Raw genomic sequence first — 22,029 nt, 5'->3', positions numbered from 1 at the left:
CTGCGCCATGCACAACAACAATAAAGACCTGACGCTCGGCGCTCCCTTGAGCGGCCCGGTGCTCACCCTCGCCAGGGTTCCCGACCTGGTGTTCGCAAGCGGCGCCATGGGCGACGGGATCGCCATCGACCCGCTGAACAACACCCTGCACGCCCCCTGCGCCGGGGTGGTGGTGCACGCCGCACGCACCGGCCACGCGGTGACCCTGCGCGCCGACAACGGTGCGGAGCTGCTGTTGCACCTGGGCCTGGACACCGTCCAGTTGCAGGGCGAGGGCTTCTCCATGCTGGTGCAGGAAGGCGCCCGGGTCAGCAGTGGGCAGGCCTTGCTGCGTTTCGACCTCGACAAGGTCGCCCGCCACAGCAAGAGCCTGATCAGCCTGATGATCCTGACCAATGGCGAGCAGTTCCAGACCCTGCCCATCACCCTGAAATCGGTGAAAGTCGGCGAGCCGCTGCTGCATATCGTGCCCCGCGCGAGCAACGGCGCCCAGGACCCGCAGCAGGACAGCTCGACCGAGGAGGCCGAAGGCCAGACCCGGGTCAATCACCGTGGAGGCCTGCACGCCCGGCCGGCGGCGCTGATCCGCCAGACCGCCCAGGGTTTCGGCAGCAAGGCGCAGTTGCATTTCAACGGCAAGTCGGCGTCCTGCGACAGCCTGGTCAGCCTGATGGGGCTGGGGGTCGGCGAGCAGGACGAAGTGCGGGTCAGTTGCCAGGGCAAGGACTGCAAGGCCGCCCTGCTGGCGCTGCTGGACGCCCTCGCCACCCCGCTGGTCGAAGACACCCATGCCGCGGCGCCAACCCTCAACACCACCGCGCCCCAGCGCCCCGCCGAAGCCGGGGTGATCCAGGGTGTCTGCGCCGCCCCGGGGCTGGTCTGCGGGCCGCTGTTTCACCTGACCGCCATGAGCCTGCCCGACGACAGCGGCGACCACCGGCCCCTGGAGCAACAGCAGGCGCTGGATCTGGCCCTGGACAAGGTATGCGGCGACATCCGCGGCACCCTGAGCCACGCCCGGCAACGCAAGGATGCCCAGGAAGAAGCGATCTTCGCCGCCCATCTGGCGCTGCTGGAAGACCCGGCGCTGCTGGACGCCGCCCGCCAGAGCATCGGCCAGGGGCGTGCCGCCACCCATGCCTGGCGCGACGCTATCAATGAACAATGCGAAATCCTGCTGCAACTGGGCAACGCCCTGCTGGCCGAGCGCGCCAACGACCTGCGCGACCTGCAACAGCGGGTCCTGCGCGCCCTGCTCGGCGAAGCCTGGCAGTACCAGCTGCCCCCCGGCGCCATAGTCGCGGCCCACGAACTGACCCCGTCCGACTTGCTGCAACTGAGCGAACAAGGCGCAGCCGGCCTGTGCATGGCCGCGGGCGGCGCCACCTCCCATGTGGCGATCCTGGCGCGCGGCAAGGGCCTGCCTTGCCTGGTGGCCCTGGGCCCGGAGATTCTGCACGTCCCCCAAGATCAACCCGTGGTGCTGGATGCCGATCACGGCCGCCTGGAACTGACCCCGGACAGCGCGCGCATCGAGCAGGTGCGCCAGGCCCACCTGGCCCGCCAGCAGCGCCGCGCGCAACAACAGCAACAGGCCCAGCTGCCGGCCAGGACCCTCGATGGCCAGACGATCGAGGTCGCCGCCAATGTCGCTTCCAGCCAGGAGGCCCAGGGTGCCCATGCCAATGGCGCCGATGGCGTCGGCCTGCTGCGCACCGAGTTTCTGTTCGTCGACCGCCAGACCGCCCCAGACGAGCAGGAGCAGCGCCAGGCCTATCAAGGCGTGCTCGACGCCATGGGCGACAAGTCGGTGATCATCCGCACCATCGACGTGGGCGGCGACAAACAACTGGACTACCTGCCGCTGCCGGTGGAAGCCAACCCGGTGCTGGGCCTGCGCGGCATCCGCCTGGCCCAGGCCCGTCCGGAACTGCTGGACCAGCAACTGCGGGCCTTGCTGCAAGTCAGCCCGCTGCAACGCTGCCGCATTCTGCTGCCGATGGTCAGCGAGCTGGACGAGCTGCTGCATATCCGCGAGCGCATCGATTGCCTGTGTGCCGGGCTGGGGATCGGCCAGCGTCCGGAGCTGGGGGTGATGATCGAAGTCCCGGCCGCCGCCCTGCTCGCCGAACAACTGGCCGAGTACGCCGACTTCCTGTCCATCGGCACCAACGACCTGTCGCAGTACACCCTGGCCATGGACCGTGACCACGCGGGCCTCGCCGCCCGGGTCGACGCCCTGCACCCGGCGCTGTTGCGGCTGATCGCCCAGACCTGCGCCGGCGCGGCCAGGCATGGGCGCTGGGTCGGTGTGTGCGGCGCCCTGGCGTCCGACCCGCTGGCAACGCCGGTGCTGATCGGCCTGGGAGTCAGCGAACTGTCGGTGAGCCCGCCGCAAGTGGGCGAAATCAAGGAGCGGGTCCGCCAGTTGGACGCCGCCGAATGCCGACGTATCAGCCATGACCTGCTGAACCTGAGCAGCGCCTCGGCGGTGCGCCATGCCTGCCACCAACACTGGCCCCTGAGCTGAAGAACAACAAGAACACCGGGAGACACGCCATGCACCAATTATTCATCGAAGGCCTGCAGCGCCTGGGCCGGGCCCTGATGCTGCCGATCGCGATCCTGCCGATCGCCGGCCTGCTGCTGCGCCTGGGCGACACCGACCTGCTGAACATCGCGATCATCCACGATGCCGGCCTGGCCATCTTCGCCAACCTGGCGCTGATCTTCGCCATCGGCATCGCCGTGGGCTTCGCCAGGGACAACAACGGCACCGCCGGCCTGGCCGGGGCCATCGGCTACCTGGTGATGGTGGCGACCCTCAAGGTGCTCGACGCCAGCATCAACATGGGCATGCTTGCCGGGATCATCAGCGGCCTGCTGGGCGGCGCCCTGTACAACCGCTTCAAGGACATCAAGCTGCCGGAATACCTGGCGTTCTTCGGCGGGCGGCGCTTCGTGCCGATCGTCACCGGCTTCAGCGCCGTCGGCCTGGGCGTGGTGTTCGGCCTGATCTGGCCGCCGATCCAGCACGGCATCAACAGCTTCGGCCAGTTGCTGATGGAAAGCGGCAGCCTCGGCGCCTTCGTCTTCGGCGTGTTCAACCGCCTGCTGATCATCACCGGCCTGCACCACATCCTGAACAACATGGCCTGGTTCATCTTCGGCAGCTTCACCGACCCGGCCACCGGTGCCGTGGTGACCGGCGACCTGACCCGCTACTTCGCCGGCGACCCCAAGGGCGGCCAGTTCATGACCGGCATGTTCCCGGTGATGCTGTTCGGCCTGCCGGCGGCCTGCCTGGCCATGTACCGCAACGCCCTGCCGGAACGGCGCAAGGTGATGGGCGGGATCTTCCTGTCCATGGCCCTGACCTCGTTCCTCACCGGGGTCACGGAGCCGATCGAGTTCGCCTTCATGTTCCTCGCCCCGCTGTTGTACCTGCTGCACGCGCTGCTGACCGGCCTGTCCATGGCCCTGACCAACCTGCTGAACATTCACCTGGGCTTCACCTTTTCCGGCGGCGCCATCGACATGGCCCTCGGCTGGGGGCGCTCGACCAACGGCTGGCTGGTGTTCCCGGTGGGGCTGCTGTACGCGGTGATCTACTACCTGGTGTTCGACTTCTGCATCAAACGCTTCAACCTGAAAACCCCGGGCCGCGAAGACACCCCGGGCGCCGGCAAGGCGGCCATGAGCGACAACCAGCGCGCCGGGGCCTATATCCGCGCCCTGGGCGGCGCGAGCAACCTGATAACGGTCGGTGCCTGCACCACCCGCCTGCGCCTGGAACTGGCGGACCGCAACCAGGCCTCGGACAGCGAACTCAAGGCCCTGGGCGCCATGGCCGTGGTGCGCCCCGGCAAGGGCGGCAGCCTGCAGGTGGTGGTCGGCCCGCTGGCCGACAGCATCGCCGATGAAATCCGCCTGGCCCTGCCCGCCAGCGGCAAGCTGCAGGAGCCGTCCAGTCCCGTCGCCATTACGGCCGACGAAGCGCCGCCAGCGCTGCACATCGCGCCCCAGGAAGCGCTGAAATGGCTGGATGCCTTCGGCGGCAGCGACAACGTGCGGCAACTGGACTGCGTCGCCATGACCCGCCTGCGGGTGCAACTGAGCGACAACAAGGCGCTGTCGGAGTGTCAGTTGAAGCACCTGGGGTGCCAGGGCTCGAGCCAGCTCGACGATGGCGTCTGGCATCTGCTGATCGGGGAAAAGGCCGCCGGTTTGAGCCAGGCGCTGGACAGCCTGATCAACCGCAGCGAGGTCAGTGCCAAGGTCTGACGGTCTGTTGCACGCGCACAAAAAAGCCCGCTGACCGTCACCGGTTCAGCGGGCTCTTTATCGGTGGTGCCTTAGAAATCTTCCAGACGCCAGACTTCGTACGCCGGCGTCTCGTAGGGATGGCTCTGCTTGAGGGCCGTCACCACGTCACGGATCAACGCGTCGGCCACCACCAGCTCAACCTTCCATTCCTGCACATGCTCGACCTGGCCGGTCTGCCCGAGAAACGGCTGGCTGCCGTCCAGCGGGCGAAACTGACCCAGGCCCAGCGACTGCCACGCGCAGTGGTCGTAAGCGCCGATCCGTCCGCCACCGGCGGCGAATACAGCGTTCTTGACCACTTCCACGTGGCTGGGCGGGACGAAAAAGCTGAGCTTGTACACGGCGCTTAGTTCACCCACACGCGAGCGTTACGGAACATGCGCATCCACGCCGCATCTTCGCTCCACTCGTCCGGACGCCAGGAGTTCTGCACGGCACGGAACACCCGCTCAGGGTGCGGCATCATGATGGTGACGCGACCGTCGCGGCTGGTCAGGCCGGTGATCCCGCGCGGCGAGCCGTTCGGGTTGGCCGGGTAGCTTTCGGTGACCTTGCCGTGGTTGTCGACGAAACGCAGGGCCACGCAGCCGGACAGGTCGGCTTCGAGCAGGGCTTCGGCGCTTTCGAACTCGGCATGGCCTTCGCCGTGGGCGATGGCGATCGGCATGCGCGAACCGGCCATGCCCTGCAGGAAGATCGAATTCGACTCCTGGACCTGGACCATTGCCACACGGGCCTCGAACTGCTCGGAACGGTTACGCACGAAGTGCGGCCAGAACTCACTGCCCGGGATCAGCTCGTGCAGGTTGGACATCATCTGGCAACCGTTGCACACACCCAGGGTGAAGGTGTCGCTGCGCTCGAAGAAGCCCTGGAAGGCATCCCGGGCACGGCTGTTGAACAATGCCGACTTGGCCCAGCCCTCACCGGCGCCGAGTACGTCGCCGTAGGAGAAGCCGCCGCAGGCAACCATGCCCTTGAAGTCGTTCAGATCGACGCGACCGGCGAGGATATCGCTCATGTGCACGTCGATGGCGTTGAAGCCGGCACGGTCGAACGCCGCGGCCATTTCCACCTGGCCGTTGACGCCCTGCTCGCGCAGGACCGCCACCTGAGGACGCACGCCCTTCTTGATGTAAGGCGCGGCGACGTCCTGGTTGACGTCGAAGCTCAGCTTGACGCTCAGGCCCGGGTTTTCTTCTTCCAGCAGGACGTCGAATTCCTGCTGGGCACAGTCGGCGTTGTCCCGCAGACGCTGGATCTGGTAGCTGGTTTCAGCCCACTGACGCTGCAGCAGACGGCGCTCGCCGGCGAAGACTTCTTCGCCGTTGAAGCTGATGTTGATATGGCCGTTGTTGACCGGCTGGCCGATCACCGCCACGCAGTCGCCCAGGCCGGCAGCACTGAACTGTGCCAGCACGCCTTGGGTCGCGTCCTGACGCACCTGGATCACCGCGCCCAGTTCTTCGTTGAACAGGATGGCGGCGATATCGGCCGAGCTGGCGGCCAGGGCGTCGAGGTTGAGGTTCAGGCCGCAGTGGCCGGCGAAGGCCATTTCCACCACGCTGGTCAGCAGACCGCCGTCGGAACGGTCGTGGTAGGCCAGCAGGTGACCGTCGGCGTTGAGGCCCTGGATCACGGCGAAGAAGGCCTTCAGGTCTTCGGCGTCGTCGACGTCCGGAGCCTGCTTGCCGAGCTTGCCGTGCACCTGGGCGAGGATCGAGGCGCCCATGCGGTTCTGGCCGCGGCCCAGGTCGATCAGGATCAGGTCGGTGGTGCCCTTGTCCATGCGCAGTTGCGGGGTCAGGGTCTGGCGGATGTCCGCCACAGGCGCGAAACCGGTCACGATCAGCGACAGCGGCGAGGTCACGCTCTTATCGATGCCCTTGTCGTTCCAGCGAGTGGCCATGGACATGGAGTCCTTGCCCACCGGGATGGTAATGCCCAGTTCAGGGCAGAGTTCCATGCCGACGGCCTTGACGGTGTCGTACAGACGAGCGTCTTCGCCCGGGTGACCGGCAGCGGACATCCAGTTGGCCGACAGTTTGATGTCGGAGATCTTCCCGATGCGCGACGCCGCGATGTTGGTCAGGGTTTCGCCGATCGCCATGCGTCCGGACGCCGGGGCATCCAGCAGGGCCAGCGGCGTGCGTTCGCCCATGGCCATGGCTTCACCGGTGTAGACGTCGAAGCTGGTGGCGGTCACGGCAACGTCGGCCACCGGCACCTGCCACGGGCCGACCATCTGGTCGCGAGCCACCAGGCCGGTGATGGTGCGGTCGCCGATGGTGATCAGGAAGCTCTTGCTGGCCACGGCCGGGTGATGCAGGACACGCTCGATGCTGTCGGCGATGTCCAGGTTGGCCGGGTCGAAGTCGTCGCCCAGCTCGGTTTCGCGAACGGCCGAACGGTGCATGCGCGGGGCCTTGCCCAGCAGCACTTCCAGGGGCATGTCCACCGGGCTGTTGCCGAAGTGGCTGTCGGTGACGGTCAGCTGTGGCTCGGCGGTGGCTTCGCCGACGACCGCGAACGGGCAGCGCTCGCGCTCGCAGATGGCCTGGAAGCGCTCGAAGTCAGCGGCGCCGACGGCCAGCACGTAACGTTCCTGGGATTCGTTGGACCAGATTTCGTGCGGGGCCATGCCCGGCTCGTCGTTCGGAATGTTGCGCAGCTCGAAGCGACCGCCGCGGCCGCCATCGTTGACCAGTTCCGGGAAGGCGTTGGACAGGCCGCCCGCGCCGACGTCGTGGATGAAGCTGATCGGGTTCTTGTCGCCCAACTGCCAGCAGCGGTCGATGACTTCCTGGCAACGACGCTCCATTTCCGGGTTTTCGCGCTGTACCGAGGCGAAGTCCAGGTCCGCCGAGCTGGTGCCGGTGGCCATCGAGGAAGCGGCGCCGCCACCCAGGCCGATGAGCATCGCCGGGCCGCCGAGGACGATCAGCTTGGAACCGACGAGGATTTCGCCCTTCTGCACGTGTTCGGCGCGGATGTTGCCCATGCCGCCAGCCAGCATGATCGGCTTGTGGTAACCGCGAACCTCTTCACCGCGCGGGGTGTTGATGGACTGTTCGAAGGTACGGAAGTAGCCGGTCAGGGCCGGACGGCCGAATTCGTTGTTGAACGCCGCGCCACCCAGCGGGCCTTCGATCATGATGTCCAGGGCGTCGACGATGCGCTCAGGCTTGCCATACGGCTTTTCCCACGGCTGTTCGAAGCCCGGGATCTGCAGGTTGGACACGGTGAACCCGGTCAGGCCGGCCTTCGGCTTGGCGCCGCGGCCGGTAGCGCCTTCGTCGCGGATCTCGCCGCCGGAACCGGTGGAGGCCCCCGGGAATGGCGCGATGGCGGTCGGGTGGTTGTGGGTCTCGACCTTCATCAGGATGTGCACCGGCTCCTGCACCGCGCCGTACTGGCGGGTATCGGGATTCGGGTAGAAACGCCCGGCCACCGAACCGACGATCACCGCCGCGTTGTCCTTATAGGCCGAGAGCACACCTTCGTTGTGCATCTGGTAGGTGTTCTTGATCATGCCGAACAGGCTTTTTTCCTGGCTCTGGCCGTCGATGTCCCAACTGGCGTTGAAGATCTTGTGGCGGCAGTGCTCGGAGTTGGCCTGGGCGAACATCATCAGTTCGATGTCGTGGGGGTTGCGCGCAAGGCCCTGGAAGGCCTTGACCAGGTAGTCGATCTCGTCTTCGGCCAGGGCCAGGCCCAGGTCGCTGTTGGCCTTCTCCAGCGCGGCGCGGCCGCCGCCGAGGATGTCGACGGCGGTCAGCGGCTTCGGCGTGGCATGGCTGAACAGGCCGGCGGCCTCTTCCAGGTTACCCAGCACGATCTGGGTCATGCGGTCATGCAGCACATCAGCAATAAGCTGGGCCTGGGCCTCGTCGAACTCGCCGGTGACGTAGAAGGCGATGCCGCGCTCCAGGCGCTGGATCTTGCTCAGGCCACAGTTGCGGGCGATATCGCTGGCCTTGCTCGACCATGGCGAGATGGTGCCGAAACGCGGCAGCACCAGGAACAGACGACCGGCAGGTTCTTGCACCGGTACGCTTGGGCCGTACTTCAGAAGGCGCGCGAGCACCTGCTGTTCGTCGCCGGTCAGGACGCCGGTAACTTCGGCGAAGTGAGCGAATTCAGCATACAGGCCACTGACAGCTGGAACCTTCTGGCTCAGTTGCTCAAGGAGTTTGCTGTGGCGAAAGGCAGAAAGGGCAGGAGCGCCGCGCAGGATCAACATCTTCGGGACAGCCTCGGGAAGGGGGTGTGCTTTGAGGCCGTGCATTCTAGCCTAAACCGCCCGCGACGGCACCCGAAACGGTGAGCCCGAGCGCGGCCGGACGTCGGCCGGGGCCCAGCCCCCGTCAACCAAGGTGCGCCGGGGCCATTCAGCGGGGTTGTTTCGACCCTGGCCCAGGGTCCGAAAGCCCATTCCCGAGCCCCCCGGCCGGGGGCGGAAATCTCTAGCAGACAAGCCCTTCGCTGTCGAGATATGGCGGTCGTTATCCTTTGCGTATACTGCGCAGATGTTTTCCCCTATGGCTTTACGTCCGCGCTGTGCCCGTTGGCTCATCGCAACCGGACTCTTCCTGATGCTCAGTGCCTGCGTTGAGAAACCCAGCACACTGGAGCGCGTAAAGGAGGATGGCGTGCTGCGGGTGGTCACCCGTAACAGCCCGGCCACCTACTTTCAGGATCGCAATGGTGAAACCGGCTTCGAATACGAGCTGGTGAAACGCTTCGCCGACGATCTGGGGGTCACCCTCAAGATCGAGACCGCGGACAACCTCGACGATCTCTTCGATCAGCTGGGTAAACCCAACGGCCCGGTATTGGCTGCTGCCGGTCTGGTCAGCAGCGAGAAACGCAAGCAGCAAGTCAGGTTTTCCCATACCTATCTGGAAGTCACCCCGCAGATCATCTACCGCAACGGCCAGAGCCGCCCCACCGACGCGGGCGATCTGGTCGGCAAGAAGATCATGGTGCTCAAGGGCAGCACCCACGCCGAGCAACTGGCCCAGCTCAAGCTGAAATACCCCGGCATCGAATATGAAGAGTCCGACGAGGTTGAAGTGGTCGACCAGCTGCGCATGGTCGACGAAGGGCAGATCGACCTGACCCTGGTGGATTCCAACGAAGTGGCGATGAACCAGGTGTATTTCGCCAATATCCGTGTCGCCTTCGACCTCGGCGATGCCAGCAACCAGAGCTGGGCCGTGGCCGCCGGCGAAGACAACAGCCTGCTCAACGAAATCAACGCCTTCCTCGACAAGGTGCAGAAGAACGGCACCCTGCAGCGCCTCAAGGACCGTTACTACGGGCACGTCGACGTCCTCGGCTACATGGGTGCCTACACCTTTGCCCAGCACCTGCAGCAGCGCCTGCCCAAATACGAGAAGCACTTCAAGGCCTCGGCCAAGGAAGAGAAGGTCGACTGGCGCCTGCTGGCGGCGATCGGCTACCAGGAATCCCTGTGGCAACCGAGCGTCACCTCCAAGACCGGAGTGCGCGGCCTGATGATGCTGACCCAGAACACCGCCCAGGCCATGGGCGTGTCCAACCGCCTGGACGCCAAACAAAGCATCCAGGGCGGCGCCAAGTACCTGGCATACATGAAGGATCAGCTGGACGACAGCATCGAAGAGCCGGACCGCACCTGGTTCGCCCTCGCCGCCTACAACGTCGGCAGCGGCCACCTGGACGACGCCCGCAAGCTGGCGCAAAGGGAAGGCCTGAACCCGAACAAGTGGCTGGACGTGAAGAAGATGCTGCCGCGCCTGTCGCAGAAGCAGTGGTACAGCAAGACCCGCTACGGCTACGCCCGGGGCGGCGAGCCGGTGCATTTCGTCGCCAACATCCGGCGTTACTACGACATCCTGACCTGGGTCACGCAGCCGCAGCTCGAAGGCGATCAGGTGGCCGAAGGCAATCTGCATGTGCCGGGCGTGGACAAGACCAAGCCGACCCAGGAAAACCCGCCGCTTTAAACAGCCTGTAGCCGCTGCCGCAGGCTGCGATCGACCGGAACGGTCGTGGCGATTTCAAGTACGCCAAAGGTCCTTCGGACCTTATCGCAGCCTTCGGCAGCGGCTACGGCGGGGTCAAGCTTTGGCCGCCGCCAGGATCAGCGCCTTCATCTCCGCCACCGCACCCTTGAAGCCGACGAACAATGCGTGGGCCACCAGCGCATGGCCGATGTTCAGCTCATTGATGCCCTTGATCGCCGCGACCGCCTCGACGTTGTGGTAATGCAGGCCGTGGCCGGCATTGACGATCAGCCCCTGACCCAGGCCGAAAGCCACGCCGTCGGCCACGCGCCGCAGTTCCTCAGCGACTTCGCTCGGGGTTTGCGCATCGGCATAACGCCCGGTGTGCAGTTCGATGGCAGGCGCGCCCACGCGCCGGGAGGCGGCGATCTGCCGCTCATCGGCATCGATGAACAGCGAAACTTCGGCACCGGTCTTCGACAGCCGCTCCACCGCCGCCTTGATCCGCGCTTCCTGCCCGGCGACATCCAGGCCGCCTTCGGTGGTCAGCTCCTGGCGGGTTTCCGGCACCAGGCAGATGTGCGCCGGGCGGATGCGCTCGGCGAACGCCATCATTTCCTCGGTGACGCCCATCTCGAAGTTCATGCGGGTCTGCAGCACGTCCTTGAGCAACAGCACGTCGCGCTCCTGGATATGCCGGCGGTCCTCGCGCAGGTGCACGGTAATGCCGTCGGCCCCCGCCTCTTCCGCGTCCAGCGCCGCCTTGACCGGATCAGGGTAACGGGTGCCCCGGGCCTGACGCAGGGTGGCTACGTGGTCGATGTTCACGCCAAGAAGAATGCGATTGCTGGTGGTCACGGAAGCGCTCCTGAGGAGTTAGAGATTCGGTGCACAGCATATAGTGTCCGCTCGCGAAAATAACTGCCGGCTTGCGCACGCACGACCCTCAGGGTCACGGCGGCCAAGGCAGGGCTCAAGCGGATGGGCGCAACGCAATAGCCTAAGGCTTGCGAAACAACTCGCGACTGACCAGCGGCCGGCCGCCCAGGTGCACCGCCAACGCCTGACGCATCAGGCGCTTGGCCGCCGCCAGCGCCCCTGGCGCGCTCCAGTCGGCCTGGGCCATGGCCAGCAGTTCGGCGCCGTTGAACAGGCCGGGTTGCAACAGGTGAACCTGCTCCAGGCCGGCGTCCACCTGCAGGCGATACATGCCCTGGGCCTCGATCGGCGCGCCGTGGATATCGGTGTCCAGGGCAAAGCCGTAGCCCAGGTCGTCCAGCAGGCGCCACTCGAAGGCCCGCAGCAAGGGCTCGAGGGCGCGACCTTCGGCCAGGGCCAGCAAGGTGGCTGCGTAGTGATCGAAGAGCGCCGGGTGCGGGTCTTCGGCGGGCAGCAGGCGGATCAGCAGTTCGTTGAGGTAGAGACCGCTGAACAGCGCCTCGCCGTTGAGCCAGGCGGCAGTACCCGCGCTTTCCATGCGGCCGACGTTTTTCAGCTCGCCGCGCCCGCGAAACTCCACTTCCAGCGGCACGAACGGCCGCGCCAGGGTCCCGGCCTTGCCCCGCGCGCCCCGCAGCACGGCGCGCAGCCGTCCTTGCGGGGTGATGAAGTCCACCAACGCGCTGCTCTCGCGGTAGGCGCGACTGTGCAGGACGTAAGCGAGCTGGCCGATAGGCGCTTGACTGGACATGGGTGTCGGGAGGATCTCAGGGCTTGAGAAAGTGACACGGGAAGGTGCTTTGCACCTCTATCGCGAGCGGGCTCGCTCCTACAGGACATCGATCATGCAGGAGCGAGCGGGCCGCGGGGGATTACAGGTCGCCGTAGCCCAGGGAACGCAGGGCGCGCTCGTCGTCGGACCAGCCGCCTTTGACCTTGACCCACAGGTTGAGCATGACCTTGGAGTCGAACAGCAGCTCCATGTCCTTGCGCGCTTCCATGCCGATACGCTTGATGCGCTCACCCTTGTCGCCAATGATGATTTTCTTCTGGCCGTCGCGCTCGACGAGGATCAAGGCATGAATATGCAAGGTCTTGCCCTGCTGCTTGAACTCTTCGATTTCCACGGTGATCTGGTACGGCAGCTCGGCGCCCAGCTGGCGCATGATCTTCTCGCGCACCAGTTCGGCGGCGAGGAAGCGGCTGCTGCGGTCGGTGATCTGGTCTTCCGGGAAGAAGTGATCGTTTTCCGGCAGGTGCTTGGCGATCAGGCCTTCCAGGGCGTCAAGGTTGTGGCCCTGCTGGGCCGAGACTGGAACGATCTCGGCATTCGGCAACTGCTCCTGCAACCAGGTCAGGTGCGGCATCAGCTCGGCCTTGTCCTCGATGCGATCGGTCTTGTTGATCGCCAGGATCACCGGGCCCTGCACGTACTGGACACGTTCCAGCACCAGTTGGTCTTCGTCGGTCCACTTGGTGCGGTCGACCACGAAGATCACCACGTCGACGTCTTTCAGGGCCGCCGAAGCGGTCTTGTTCATGTAACGGTTGAGCGCTTTCTCGTTGCTCTTGTGCATGCCGGGGGTGTCGACGTAGATCGCCTGCACGTCACCTTCGGTCTTGATCCCCAGCATGTTGTGCCGAGTGGTCTGCGGCTTGCGCGAGGTGATGGCCAGCTTCTGCCCCAGGATATGGTTCAGCAGCGTGGACTTGCCCACGTTCGGACGGCCGACGATGGCGACATAGCCACAGCGCGTTGCAGTTGTATCAGTCATGGCCATTCTCCACGCCCAGGGCAATCAGTGCCGCGGCGGCCGCTACCTGTTCGGCAATGCGACGGCTCACGCCCTGACCCCGGCTTTTTTCGTTCAGTAGGGTGATTTCACATTCGACGAAGAACGTCCGGCAATGGGGCTCACCCTGGATATCCACCACTTCGTAGCGGGGCAGTTCGCAGGCACGCGACTGCAGGAACTCCTGCAGGCGAGTCTTGGGATCCTTGTTGGTGTCGACCAGCGTCAGGCTGTCGAACTCGGAGGTCAGCCAGGACAACACGCGCTCACGCGCGGTTTCCATGCCGGCATCCAGGTAGATCGCACCGATCAGTGCTTCCAGGGCATCGGCCAGGATCGACTCGCGGCGAAAACCGCCACTCTTCAACTCGCCGGACCCCAGGCGCAGGTATTCGCCCAGATCGAAACCACGGGCCAGCACGGCCAGAGTCTCGCCTTTGACCAGGCGCGCCCGCAGGCGCGACAACTGGCCTTCGCGGGCCTGGGGAAAACGCTCGAACAGCGCTTCGCCGGCGACGAAGTTGAGGATGGCATCACCGAGGAACTCCAGGCGTTCGTTGTTGCGCCCGGCAAAACTGCGGTGAGTGAGGGCCAGGACCATCAGTTCCTGGTCCTTGAAGGTGTAACCGAGCTGACGCTCGAGACGGCTCAAAGAAACGCTCACGGTTTACCCACGCTGAGTTCGTGGTTGAGTTTCACCACCTGGGAGACGAGGCACGAGGTGCCGGTGGCCATTAACGCTGTGTTCAAATCCACATCCTGAATATCGTTGACTGCTGCTTCTGGTGACGCCTGCGAGGCCCGGCCCCGGGCCAGGGTTTGCCTGGCCGATGTTGTACAAGATCCAGAAAAGCATTCGGCGCTGTGTTCAACAGCGCCGTGTTTGACTACTTGATCAGGCCAACCCGCGAGAAGTTCGGCAGGTGGCTGAGTTTCGGTTCGGGCCAGCTCATCCAGACAGCGAAGGCCTTGCCGACGATATTCTTGTCGGGAACCATGCCCAGCAGGTCCTTGGGAATACTCGGATCATCCCAGTAGCGACTGTCGTTCGAGTTGTCGCGGTTGTCGCCCATCATGAAGTAGTGCCCGGCCGGCACGGTCCACTGACGGTCCGGGGTCGCCCGGTAGCGGCTCATTTCCTTGCGGATCAGGTGCTCGGCGGCGCCGAGTTTTTCCTTGTAGAGTTCCGCGCTGCCCAGTGTGCCCGGCTCGGCGCCGACCAGTTGCTCGGCGACCGACTGGCCGTTGACCAGCAGGCGCTTGTCACTGGTGTAACGCACTTCGTCACCCGGCAGGCCGACCACACGCTTGATGTAGTTGACGTTCGGATCGCTTGGGTAGCGGAACACCATCACGTCGCCGCGCTGCGGATCACCGACCTCGATGACCTTCTTGTCGATCACCGGCAGGCGAATCCCGTAGGAAAACTTGTTCACCAGGATGAAGTCGCCCACATCCAGGGTCGGTTTCATCGATCCCGAAGGAATCTGGAACGGCTCCACCAGGAACGAACGCAGCACCAGCACGATGAACAGCACCGGGAAGAACGATTTACCGTACTCGACCAGCATCGGCTCCTTGTTCAGCTTCTCGATGACCAGTCCATCCGGCTGGCTGACGCTGCCCTGATAGGTGGTAATGGCGGCACGCCGGCGCGGCGCCAGGAAGACCAGATCGAGCAACGCCAACAAACCGCAGACGAAAACGGCGATGACCAGCAACAGCGGGAAATTTAGCGACATAGGACCTAACTATCCAACCTGAGCACCGCAAGGAAGGCTTCCTGTGGAATTTCCACGTTGCCCACTTGCTTCATGCGTTTCTTACCGGCCTTCTGCTTTTCCAACAGCTTGCGCTTACGGCTGACGTCACCGCCGTAGCATTTGGCCAGTACGTTCTTTCTGAGCGCCTTGACGGTTGTCCGCGCCACAATCTGCCCGCCGATGGCGGCCTGGATTGCCACGTCAAACATCTGCCGAGGAATCAGATCTTTCATCTTCTCGGTCAACGCACGCCCTTTGTAGTGGGCGTTGTCACGGTGCACGATCAATGCCAGGGCATCAACCTTGTCACCGTTGATCAGCACATCCAGCTTGACCAGATTAGCCGATTGGTAACGATCGAAATGATAATCCAGCGAAGCATAGCCACGACTGGTGGATTTGAGGCGGTCGAAGAAGTCCAGGACCACTTCGTTCATGGGCAGGTCGTAGGTCACCTGGACCTGGCTGCCGAGGAACAGCATGTCGCGCTGGACGCCGCGCTTCTCGATGCACAGCGTAATGACGTTGCCCAGGTGCTCCTGCGGCACCAGGATATTGGCCCGCACGATCGGCTCGCGCATGTCTTCGATGGACGACAGGTCCGGCAGCTTGGACGGGTTGTCGACATAGATCGTCTCGCCGCTCTTGAGCAGCAGCTCGAAGATTACCGTCGGCGCCGTGGTGATCAGGTCCAGGTCGTATTCGCGCTCCAGGCGCTCCTGGATGATTTCCATGTGCAGCATGCCGAGGAAGCCGCAACGGAAGCCGAAGCCCAGGGCGTCGGAGCTTTCCGGGGTGTACTGCAGGGACGAGTCGTTCAGCGTGAGCTTTTGCAGGGCTTCGCGGAAGTCTTCGAAGTCGTCGGAGCTGACCGGGAACAGGCCGGCATAGACCTGCGGCTGAATGCGTTTGAAACCTGGCAGCACTTCGACGTCGGGGGTCGAACTCAGGGTCAGGGTGTCACCGACCGGCGCACCATGGATGTCCTTGATGCCGGCGATGATGAAACCTACTTCACCGGCCTTCAGATCGGCGGTGGCGGTGTGTTTCGGGTTGAAGACACCGACGCTGTCCACCAGATGGACCTTGCCGGTGGACTTCACCAGGATCTTGTCGCCCTTCTTCACGCAGCCATGGCGCACGCGAACCAGGGACACGACGCCCAGGTAGTTGTCGAACCAGGAGTCGATGATCAGCGCCTGCAGCGGATCCTCGATGTTGCCGGTCGGCGCGGGAATGGTGGCGACCAGGCGCTCCAGCACCTCGTCGACGCCCAGGCCGGTCTTGGCGCTGCAGGTCACGGCGTCGGTGGCGTCGATGCCGATGACTTTCTCGATCTCGTCCTTGACCCGCTCCGGCTCGGCCTGGGGCAGGTCGATCTTGTTCAGTACCGGCATGACCTCCAGGCCCTGCTCGATGGCGGTGTAGCAGTTGGCGACCGACTGCGCTTCCACGCCCTGGCCGGCGTCGACCACCAGCAAGGCGCCTTCACAGGCCGCCAGCGACCGGCTGACTTCATAGGTGAAGTCCACGTGGCCTGGGGTGTCGATGAAGTTCAGCTGGTAGGTAACGCCGTCGCGCGCCTTGTAATAGAGGGTAACGCTGTGGGCCTTGATGGTGATCCCGCGTTCACGCTCGAGGTCCATGGAGTCCAGGACCTGGGCTTCCATTTCGCGCTCGGCCAGGCCGCCACATATCTGGATGAAGCGATCGGCCAGAGTCGACTTGCCATGGTCAATGTGGGCGATGATGGAGAAATTGCGGATATGACTCAAATCACTCACGGGTCAACACTCAAAAAGGCTGCAGGCATAGCCCGCCGAAAAATAGCCGGGAATTGTACCTGATAGACGACGCAAGCGTCACGTTCGCCTGTCAGTGGCGCGCAAATGCAAAACGCCCCGGCCTTTCGACCGGGGCGTTTCGTTAAAGGCCAGTGTCACCGGGGCCTGTCAGCCGGCCCGGCGCAGCAGCCAGAACCCGGCCAGGGCACAGAAACCGGCCGGCACCAGCACCGCGAATAGCGGCGAGAAACCGAACACCAGGCTCGACGGCCCCAGCAGGTCCTGGGCGATGCGGAAGGTGAACCCCACCAGCACGCCGGTGAATACCCGCTGCCCCAGGGTCACGGAACGCAACGGGCCGAAAATGAACGAGATCGCCATCAATACCAGGGCCGCGGTGACCAGCGGTTGCAACACCTTGACCCAGAACGCCAGCCAGTAGCGGCCGTTGTTCAGGCCCTGATCGGCCAGGTAGTGGATGTAGCCCCACAGGCCGCTGATCGACAGGGATTCCGGCGCCATCACCACCGTGCTCAGCAATTGCGGGCTCAAGGCCACGTCCCAACGCTCCTGAGGCACGTTGATGACTTCGGTACGGCCTTCGCGGAAGTAGGTGGTCGTGACGTTGCTCAGCGTCCAGTAGTTCTCTTCGTACTTGGCCTGGCGGGCAAAACTCGAGGACAGCATGTGCCGCTGGTCGTCGAAGTGGTAGCGGGTCACCCCATACAGCAGGCCATTGGGCTGCACGGCGTTGATGTGGATGAACTCCTCGCCCTGGCGGTGCCACAGGCCGTGCTTGGAGCTTTGCGCATCGCCCGAGCCCAGGGCCAATGCCCGGCTGGCCTGGGCCTGGCTCTCCGTGACGGGCGCGACGTATTCGCCGATCAGCACGCCAGCCACCATCAGGAACAGCATCGGTTTCATCACCGCCCAGACGATCCGGCCGATGGACACACCGGCGGCGCGCATGATGGTCAGCTCACTGTTGCTGGCCAGGCTGCCCAGGCCGATCAGGCAGCCGATCAGCGCCGCCATCGGCAGCATCTCGTAGAGCCGGCGCGGCGCCGTCAGGGCCACGAAGCTCAGCACGTCCATCACGGTATAGCTGTCGCTGACGTTGCCCATCTCGTCGATGAAGGCAAACAGGGAGGCCAGGCCGAGGATGATCCCCAGCACCGCCAGGATGGCCAGCAGCACGCTGCTGCCGATGTAGCGATCGAGCTTAACCACGAGCCACCTCCCGCACCGCACGGCGACTCGCCAGCTTCAGGCGCAGTGGCTCCCAGTACAACAAGCCGAGGCCGATGAGCAGGAACAGTCCATGCACCCACCACAGGCCCAGCGCCTGCGGCAGCTTGCCTTTTTCCAGCGAGCCACGGGCCGCGATCAGGATGGTCAGGTACGCCATATAAAGAAGAATCGCCGGCAACAGTTTGAGGAAGCGGCCCTGCCGCGGGTTCACCCGGGACAGCGGCACCGCCATCAGGGTCACGATAAACACCAGCAACGGCAGGGAAATACGCCATTGCAGCTCGGCATGGGCGCGCAGATCCGGGTTGCCGATCAGGTCGCGGGTCGGCATGGCGTCGCGGTCGGTGACCTCGTCGCTGACATCGGGCTTGGCCAGCAGTACGCCGTAGGTGTCGTACTTGATGATCCGGTAGTCGGCCTGGCCCGGATTACCGTCGTAGCGATAACCGTTTTCCAGGATCAGGTAGCGATTGCCGTCCGGACGGATGTCCTGGTGCCCCTTCTCCGCCACCAGCACCGAGATGCCCTGGTCTTTCTTTTCCTGGTTCATGCGCTTTTCGGAAATGAACACGCCGCCGAGGTTGGTCCGGTCATCGGACAGCTGCTCGGTGTAGGTCACCCGCGAACCGTCGTTGAGCGCCTGGAAACGCCCCGGTACCAGGGTGTCGAATTCGGTCAGCGCATCCTGCTTGTTGAGGATCAGCTGGAACTGGTTGGCCCCCTGGGGCGCCAGGCTCAGGCTCAGCCAGGCCACGATCAACGCGACCAGGGTCGCCGGAATCATGGTCATGCCCAGCAGGCGCTGCTGGCTCATGCCGGTGGCCGAGAGCACGGTCATCTCGCTTTCGAGATAGAGACGGCCATAAGCCAGCAGAATGCCGAGGAACAGGCCCAGGGGCAGGATCAGTTGCAGGAAGCCCGGCATGCGGACGCCCATGATCAGGAACAGCGAACCCGGGTCCAGCACACCCGAAGCCGCTTGCGCGAGGTATTTGACGAAACGTCCGCTCATGATGATAACCAGCAGCACAGCGCTCACGGCACTCAGGGTCACCAACACTTCGCGGGATAGATAGCGGAAGACGATCAAACCAGACACTCCAGGGTTGTCAGGCTAAGGCGGCCAAACAAGCGAATCCGGCCCATGAAGCCGGGCCGCGGAAAAAAGATGGCGCATTATCCTGTGATTGCATGCGCCTGTCACTGCGCATGCTCACCCAGGCTTCTGAAGCGGCGAAGTTCGCTCATGGGAGGGTTGTCAGCCTCGCTCGCCCGGGTTCAAACTGGCGGCCCTGTCGTCGGCCCGCAGCCGACGCCTCTCCTTAATAAAAGCTACAGACATGACAAGCCCGGCGCACGGCATCGGCCCTGCGCTCTTTGACCATTAATTCAGGGACCCGGACATGGAACTGGTTGTAAAAAGCGTTAGCCCGGAAACGTTGAAGACCGCCACCCTGGTGGTCGCCGTCGGCGAAGGCCGCAAGCTCGGCACCGTTGCCAAACAACTCGACGAGCTCAGCGGCGGCGCCATCAGCGCAGTGCTCAAGCGCGGCGACCTGGCCGGCAAGGTCGGCCAGAGCCTGCTGCTGCACGCGCTGCCCAACCTGAAGGCCGAACGCGTGCTGCTGGTCGGCACCGGCAAGGACGCCGAACTGGGCGACCGCCCGTTCCGCAAGATCGTCAGTGCCATCCTCGGCACCCTCAAGGGCCTGGGCGGCAGCGATGCCGTACTGGCGCTGGACGAAGTCGTGGTCAAGGGCCGCGACAGCTACGGCAAGAACCGCCTGCTGGCGGAAACCCTGCTGGACGGCGAATACAGCTTCGAGCAGTTCAAGAGCCAGAAAGCCGACCCGCGCCCCCTGAAGAAAGTCACCCTGCTGACCATCAAGGCCGCGCAAGCCGAAGTCGAGCGCGCCGTGGCCCACGCCAAGGCGATCGCCAACGGCATGGCCTTCACCCGCGACCTGGGCAACCTGCCACCGAACATCTGCCATCCGAGCTTCCTCGGCGAGCAGGCCAAGAACCTGGGCAAGGAATTCAAAGGCCTGAAAGTCGAAGTGCTCGACGAGAAGAAGATCAAGGAACTGGGCATGGGCTCGTTCTATGCCGTTGGCCAGGGCAGCGCCCAGCCACCGCGCCTGATCGTCATGCAATACAACGGCGGCAAGAAATCCGAGAAGCCTTACACCCTGGTCGGCAAGGGCATCACCTTCGACACCGGCGGCATCAGCCTCAAGCCTGGCGCCGGCATGGATGAAATGAAGTACGACATGGGCGGCGCCGCCAGCGTGTTCGGCACCCTGCGCGCCGTGCTGGAGCTCAAGCTGCCGATCAACCTGGTGTGCATCCTGGCCTGCGCCGAGAACATGCCGAGCGGCACCGCTTCGCGTCCGGGCGACATCGTCACCACCATGAGCGGCCAGACTGTGGAAATCCTCAACACCGACGCCGAAGGCCGCCTGGTGCTGTGCGATGCCCTGACCTACGCCGAGCGCTTCAAGCCACAGGCGGTGATCGATATCGCCACCCTGACCGGCGCCTGCGTGGTTGCCCTGGGCGCCCATACTTCGGGTCTTCTGGGCAACAACGACGAGCTGATCGGCCAGTTGCTGAGCGCCGGCGTCCAGGCTGACGACCGTGCCTGGCAACTGCCGCTGTTCGACGAGTACCAGGAACAGCTGGACAGCCCGTTCGCCGACATCGCCAACATCGGCGGCCCGAAAGCCGGCACCATTACCGCGGCCTGCTTCCTGTCGCGCTTCACCAAGCAGTACAACTGGGCGCACCTGGATATCGCCGGTACCGCCTGGACCAGCGGCGGCAAGGACAAGGGCGCCACCGGTCGTCCGGTACCCCTGCTGACTCAGTACCTGCTGGATCGCGCCAAGGCCTGAAACCCATGACCCGAGGGTGCGCCGCCCACGCGCGGCGCACGCCCCGGCTCAGGAATCGCAATGACCAAAGTCGACTTCTATATCCTTCCCAGCGCGGATCCGGCGGCACGCCTGGATTTTGCCTGCAAGCTCACTGAAAAAGCCTGGCGCATGGGACACCGCATCTACCTGCATTGCAGCGACACAGCCCAGCGCGACGACCTCGATGCCCGCCTGTGGCGCTTCAAGGGCGAGACCTTCGTGCCCCACGGCCCCGCCGAAAGCGAACCGGACGGCCTGATCGTCCTCGGCCTGGGCGAAGCCCCCGGCGAACACCATGACCTGCTGGTCAACCTGGACCTGAAAGTCCCGGCATTTGCCCCGCGTTTTGCCCGCATCGCCGAAGTGGTGGTGGAAGACCCGACGATCCGTCAGGCGGCTCGCGAGAGTTTCCGTTTCTACCGCGAACAGGGCTATCCTCTGCAAGATCACCGTTTACAGCGACTCTGAGCCATCGATGGACACTCCCAAACCGCAGCAAAAGTCCGCGCATCTGCTGGATGACCTCGAGTCCATCCGCCAGTTGCTCGGCGACGACAACCTGCAACCTCCGCTGCTGACCGAAACCGTCGACAGCGAAGTCCAGATTCCCCTGCTGTTCGACCAAGTCGGCGGCAGCGCCCCCCGCGAAACCCTCGAAGAACACCCGGCAGAACCGCACCCCGCCCCCGTCCAGGCAGTCGAGCCGGAACCGGCTCCCGTAGTGGCCGCCCCGGCTCCTGCCCCAGCGCCCACACCGGCCCCGGCACCAGCCCCCAGAAGCCAGGACGCCCTGCTGCATCTGGACAGTGAACTGCGCGCCGCCGCGCAACTGATCATGCAGGACGTGATCGACGACTTCGCCCCGCACATCGAAACCGAGATCAAGCGCCGCCTCGACGCGCGAATGGATCGCTTGCTGAGCCAGTACGACGCCTGACCCACCCCCTCTTTTTTCGCGGGCAAGCCTCGCTCCTGCAGGTCATCAAGCGCCTGTGGGAACCCGGCTTGCCCACGATGACGCCCTTGCGGCAAGCAAAACTGGCGCTCATCGAGCAATTTTCGCCCTCCCACTGTCAGCCCGCTCTACGCGCATCGGCTCATCCCCGTTATACTTCCCGGCTTTTCCTGAATAAATGCCAATAGGGTCCCGCCGCGCATGGATAAGACCTACCAGCCGCACGCCATTGAAACTTCCTGGTACCAGACCTGGGAGTCCGAGAATTACTTCGCCCCGCAAGGCGCGGGCGACTCCTAGACCATCATGATCC

Annotated in this window: 16 protein-coding genes and 1 pseudogene; 7 read left to right on the top strand and 10 right to left on the bottom strand. The window is 64.4% G+C overall.

Annotation, left to right across the window (positions count from 1 at the left end; genetic code table 11):
* Positions 1-7: 7 nt before the first annotated feature.
* Together ptsP and nagE are read left to right on the top strand one after the other, a co-directional pair.
* Positions 8-2,530 (top strand): phosphoenolpyruvate--protein phosphotransferase, encoded by a 2,523-nt coding sequence (gene ptsP, locus ACQKQA_RS19875; protein WP_427561243.1) that lies wholly within the window; start codon positions 8-10, stop codon positions 2,528-2,530.
* A gap of 29 nt (positions 2,531-2,559) precedes the next feature.
* A complete protein-coding gene (gene nagE, locus ACQKQA_RS19870) occupies positions 2,560-4,284 on the top strand; it encodes an N-acetylglucosamine-specific PTS transporter subunit IIBC (protein ID WP_427561241.1) in 1,725 nt (574 codons plus the stop codon).
* A gap of 71 nt (positions 4,285-4,355) precedes the next feature.
* Here the strand turns inward: nagE and ACQKQA_RS19865 are convergent, their stop codons facing one another.
* Complete coding sequence (locus tag ACQKQA_RS19865; protein ID WP_427561282.1) at positions 4,356-4,667, bottom strand: NGG1p interacting factor NIF3; 312 nt, start codon at positions 4,665-4,667, stop codon at positions 4,356-4,358.
* A gap of 5 nt (positions 4,668-4,672) precedes the next feature.
* Positions 4,673-8,569: a phosphoribosylformylglycinamidine synthase gene (gene purL, locus ACQKQA_RS19860; protein WP_427561238.1), complete on the bottom strand. Its 3,897-nt coding sequence runs from the start codon at positions 8,567-8,569 to the stop codon at positions 4,673-4,675.
* A gap of 286 nt (positions 8,570-8,855) precedes the next feature.
* Between purL and mltF the strand changes: the two genes are divergently transcribed.
* On the top strand, positions 8,856-10,316 hold the full coding sequence (gene mltF, locus ACQKQA_RS19855) for a membrane-bound lytic murein transglycosylase MltF (protein WP_427561236.1): 1,461 nt from the start codon (positions 8,856-8,858) through the stop codon (positions 10,314-10,316).
* A gap of 114 nt (positions 10,317-10,430) precedes the next feature.
* Here the strand turns inward: mltF and pdxJ are convergent, their stop codons facing one another.
* From pdxJ to lptF, 8 genes are all read right to left on the bottom strand, one after another.
* Positions 10,431-11,174 carry a pyridoxine 5'-phosphate synthase gene (gene pdxJ, locus ACQKQA_RS19850; RefSeq protein WP_427561233.1) on the bottom strand — a complete coding sequence of 248 codons (744 nt, stop codon included), beginning with the start codon at positions 11,172-11,174 and terminating at the stop codon, positions 10,431-10,433.
* Positions 11,175-11,316: 142 nt separating this feature from the next.
* On the bottom strand, positions 11,317-12,006 hold the full coding sequence (gene recO / locus ACQKQA_RS19845; RefSeq protein WP_427561230.1) for a DNA repair protein RecO: 690 nt from the start codon (positions 12,004-12,006) through the stop codon (positions 11,317-11,319).
* A gap of 121 nt (positions 12,007-12,127) precedes the next feature.
* Positions 12,128-13,030 (bottom strand): GTPase Era, encoded by a 903-nt coding sequence (gene era / locus ACQKQA_RS19840; protein WP_044461358.1) that lies wholly within the window; start codon positions 13,028-13,030, stop codon positions 12,128-12,130.
* Positions 13,023-13,712: a ribonuclease III gene (rnc, locus tag ACQKQA_RS19835; protein WP_044461357.1), complete on the bottom strand. Its 690-nt coding sequence runs from the start codon at positions 13,710-13,712 to the stop codon at positions 13,023-13,025. The genes era and rnc overlap by 8 nt, the downstream gene beginning before the upstream one ends.
* A gap of 223 nt (positions 13,713-13,935) precedes the next feature.
* Positions 13,936-14,790, bottom strand: a complete 855-nt coding sequence (gene lepB, locus ACQKQA_RS19830) for a signal peptidase I (protein WP_427561227.1) — start codon at positions 14,788-14,790, stop codon at positions 13,936-13,938.
* Positions 14,791-14,795: 5 nt separating this feature from the next.
* Positions 14,796-16,595: a translation elongation factor 4 gene (lepA, locus tag ACQKQA_RS19825; RefSeq protein WP_427561224.1), complete on the bottom strand. Its 1,800-nt coding sequence runs from the start codon at positions 16,593-16,595 to the stop codon at positions 14,796-14,798.
* A gap of 168 nt (positions 16,596-16,763) precedes the next feature.
* Positions 16,764-17,825, bottom strand: coding sequence for an LPS export ABC transporter permease LptG (gene lptG, locus ACQKQA_RS19820; RefSeq protein WP_427561221.1), 1,062 nt, complete (start codon positions 17,823-17,825; stop codon positions 16,764-16,766).
* On the bottom strand, positions 17,818-18,936 hold the full coding sequence (lptF, locus tag ACQKQA_RS19815) for an LPS export ABC transporter permease LptF (protein WP_427561218.1): 1,119 nt from the start codon (positions 18,934-18,936) through the stop codon (positions 17,818-17,820). The genes lptG and lptF overlap by 8 nt, the downstream gene beginning before the upstream one ends.
* Before the next feature lie 313 nt (positions 18,937-19,249).
* On the opposite strand from lptF, the gene ACQKQA_RS19810 reads away from it, so the two are divergent.
* The 4 genes and pseudogenes from ACQKQA_RS19810 to ACQKQA_RS19795 form a co-directional block, all read left to right on the top strand.
* Positions 19,250-20,740, top strand: coding sequence for a leucyl aminopeptidase (locus ACQKQA_RS19810; protein WP_427561216.1), 1,491 nt, complete (start codon positions 19,250-19,252; stop codon positions 20,738-20,740).
* 60 nt (positions 20,741-20,800) lie between these two features.
* Positions 20,801-21,229 (top strand): DNA polymerase III subunit chi, encoded by a 429-nt coding sequence (locus ACQKQA_RS19805; RefSeq protein WP_427561214.1) that lies wholly within the window; start codon positions 20,801-20,803, stop codon positions 21,227-21,229.
* A gap of 7 nt (positions 21,230-21,236) precedes the next feature.
* Positions 21,237-21,698, top strand: a complete 462-nt coding sequence (locus ACQKQA_RS19800; protein ID WP_427561211.1) for a DNA polymerase III subunit chi — start codon at positions 21,237-21,239, stop codon at positions 21,696-21,698.
* A 219-nt stretch (positions 21,699-21,917) separates the two neighbouring features.
* Positions 21,918-22,013 (top strand): annotated as a pseudogene (locus ACQKQA_RS19795) (hypothetical protein); the annotation flags it as partial.
* Positions 22,014-22,029 lie beyond the last annotated feature (16 nt).

This window comes from Pseudomonas sp. NPDC089530 (assembly GCF_050280705.1).
GTDB lineage: Bacteria > Pseudomonadota > Gammaproteobacteria > Pseudomonadales > Pseudomonadaceae > Aquipseudomonas.
The sequence above is the reverse complement of the archived record's forward strand: the minus strand, read 5'-3'. Positions and strand labels throughout refer to the sequence as shown.

Bases quoted from the DNA above. Each gene is read 5' to 3' on its own strand.
- ptsP (WP_427561243.1), top strand. From the start codon at position 8: ATGCACAACAACAATAAAGACCTGACGCTCGGCGCTCCCTTGAGCGGC.
- nagE (WP_427561241.1), top strand. From the start codon at position 2,560: ATGCACCAATTATTCATCGAAGGCCTGCAGCGCCTGGGCCGGGCCCTG.
- purL (WP_427561238.1), bottom strand. From the start codon at position 8,569: ATGTTGATCCTGCGCGGCGCTCCTGCCCTTTCTGCCTTTCGCCACAGC.
- mltF (WP_427561236.1), top strand. From the start codon at position 8,856: ATGTTTTCCCCTATGGCTTTACGTCCGCGCTGTGCCCGTTGGCTCATC.
- recO (WP_427561230.1), bottom strand. From the start codon at position 12,006: ATGTCCAGTCAAGCGCCTATCGGCCAGCTCGCTTACGTCCTGCACAGT.
- era (WP_044461358.1), bottom strand. From the start codon at position 13,030: ATGACTGATACAACTGCAACGCGCTGTGGCTATGTCGCCATCGTCGGC.
- lepB (WP_427561227.1), bottom strand. From the start codon at position 14,790: ATGTCGCTAAATTTCCCGCTGTTGCTGGTCATCGCCGTTTTCGTCTGC.
- ACQKQA_RS19810 (WP_427561216.1), top strand. From the start codon at position 19,250: ATGGAACTGGTTGTAAAAAGCGTTAGCCCGGAAACGTTGAAGACCGCC.
- ACQKQA_RS19805 (WP_427561214.1), top strand. From the start codon at position 20,801: ATGACCAAAGTCGACTTCTATATCCTTCCCAGCGCGGATCCGGCGGCA.
- ACQKQA_RS19800 (WP_427561211.1), top strand. From the start codon at position 21,237: ATGGACACTCCCAAACCGCAGCAAAAGTCCGCGCATCTGCTGGATGAC.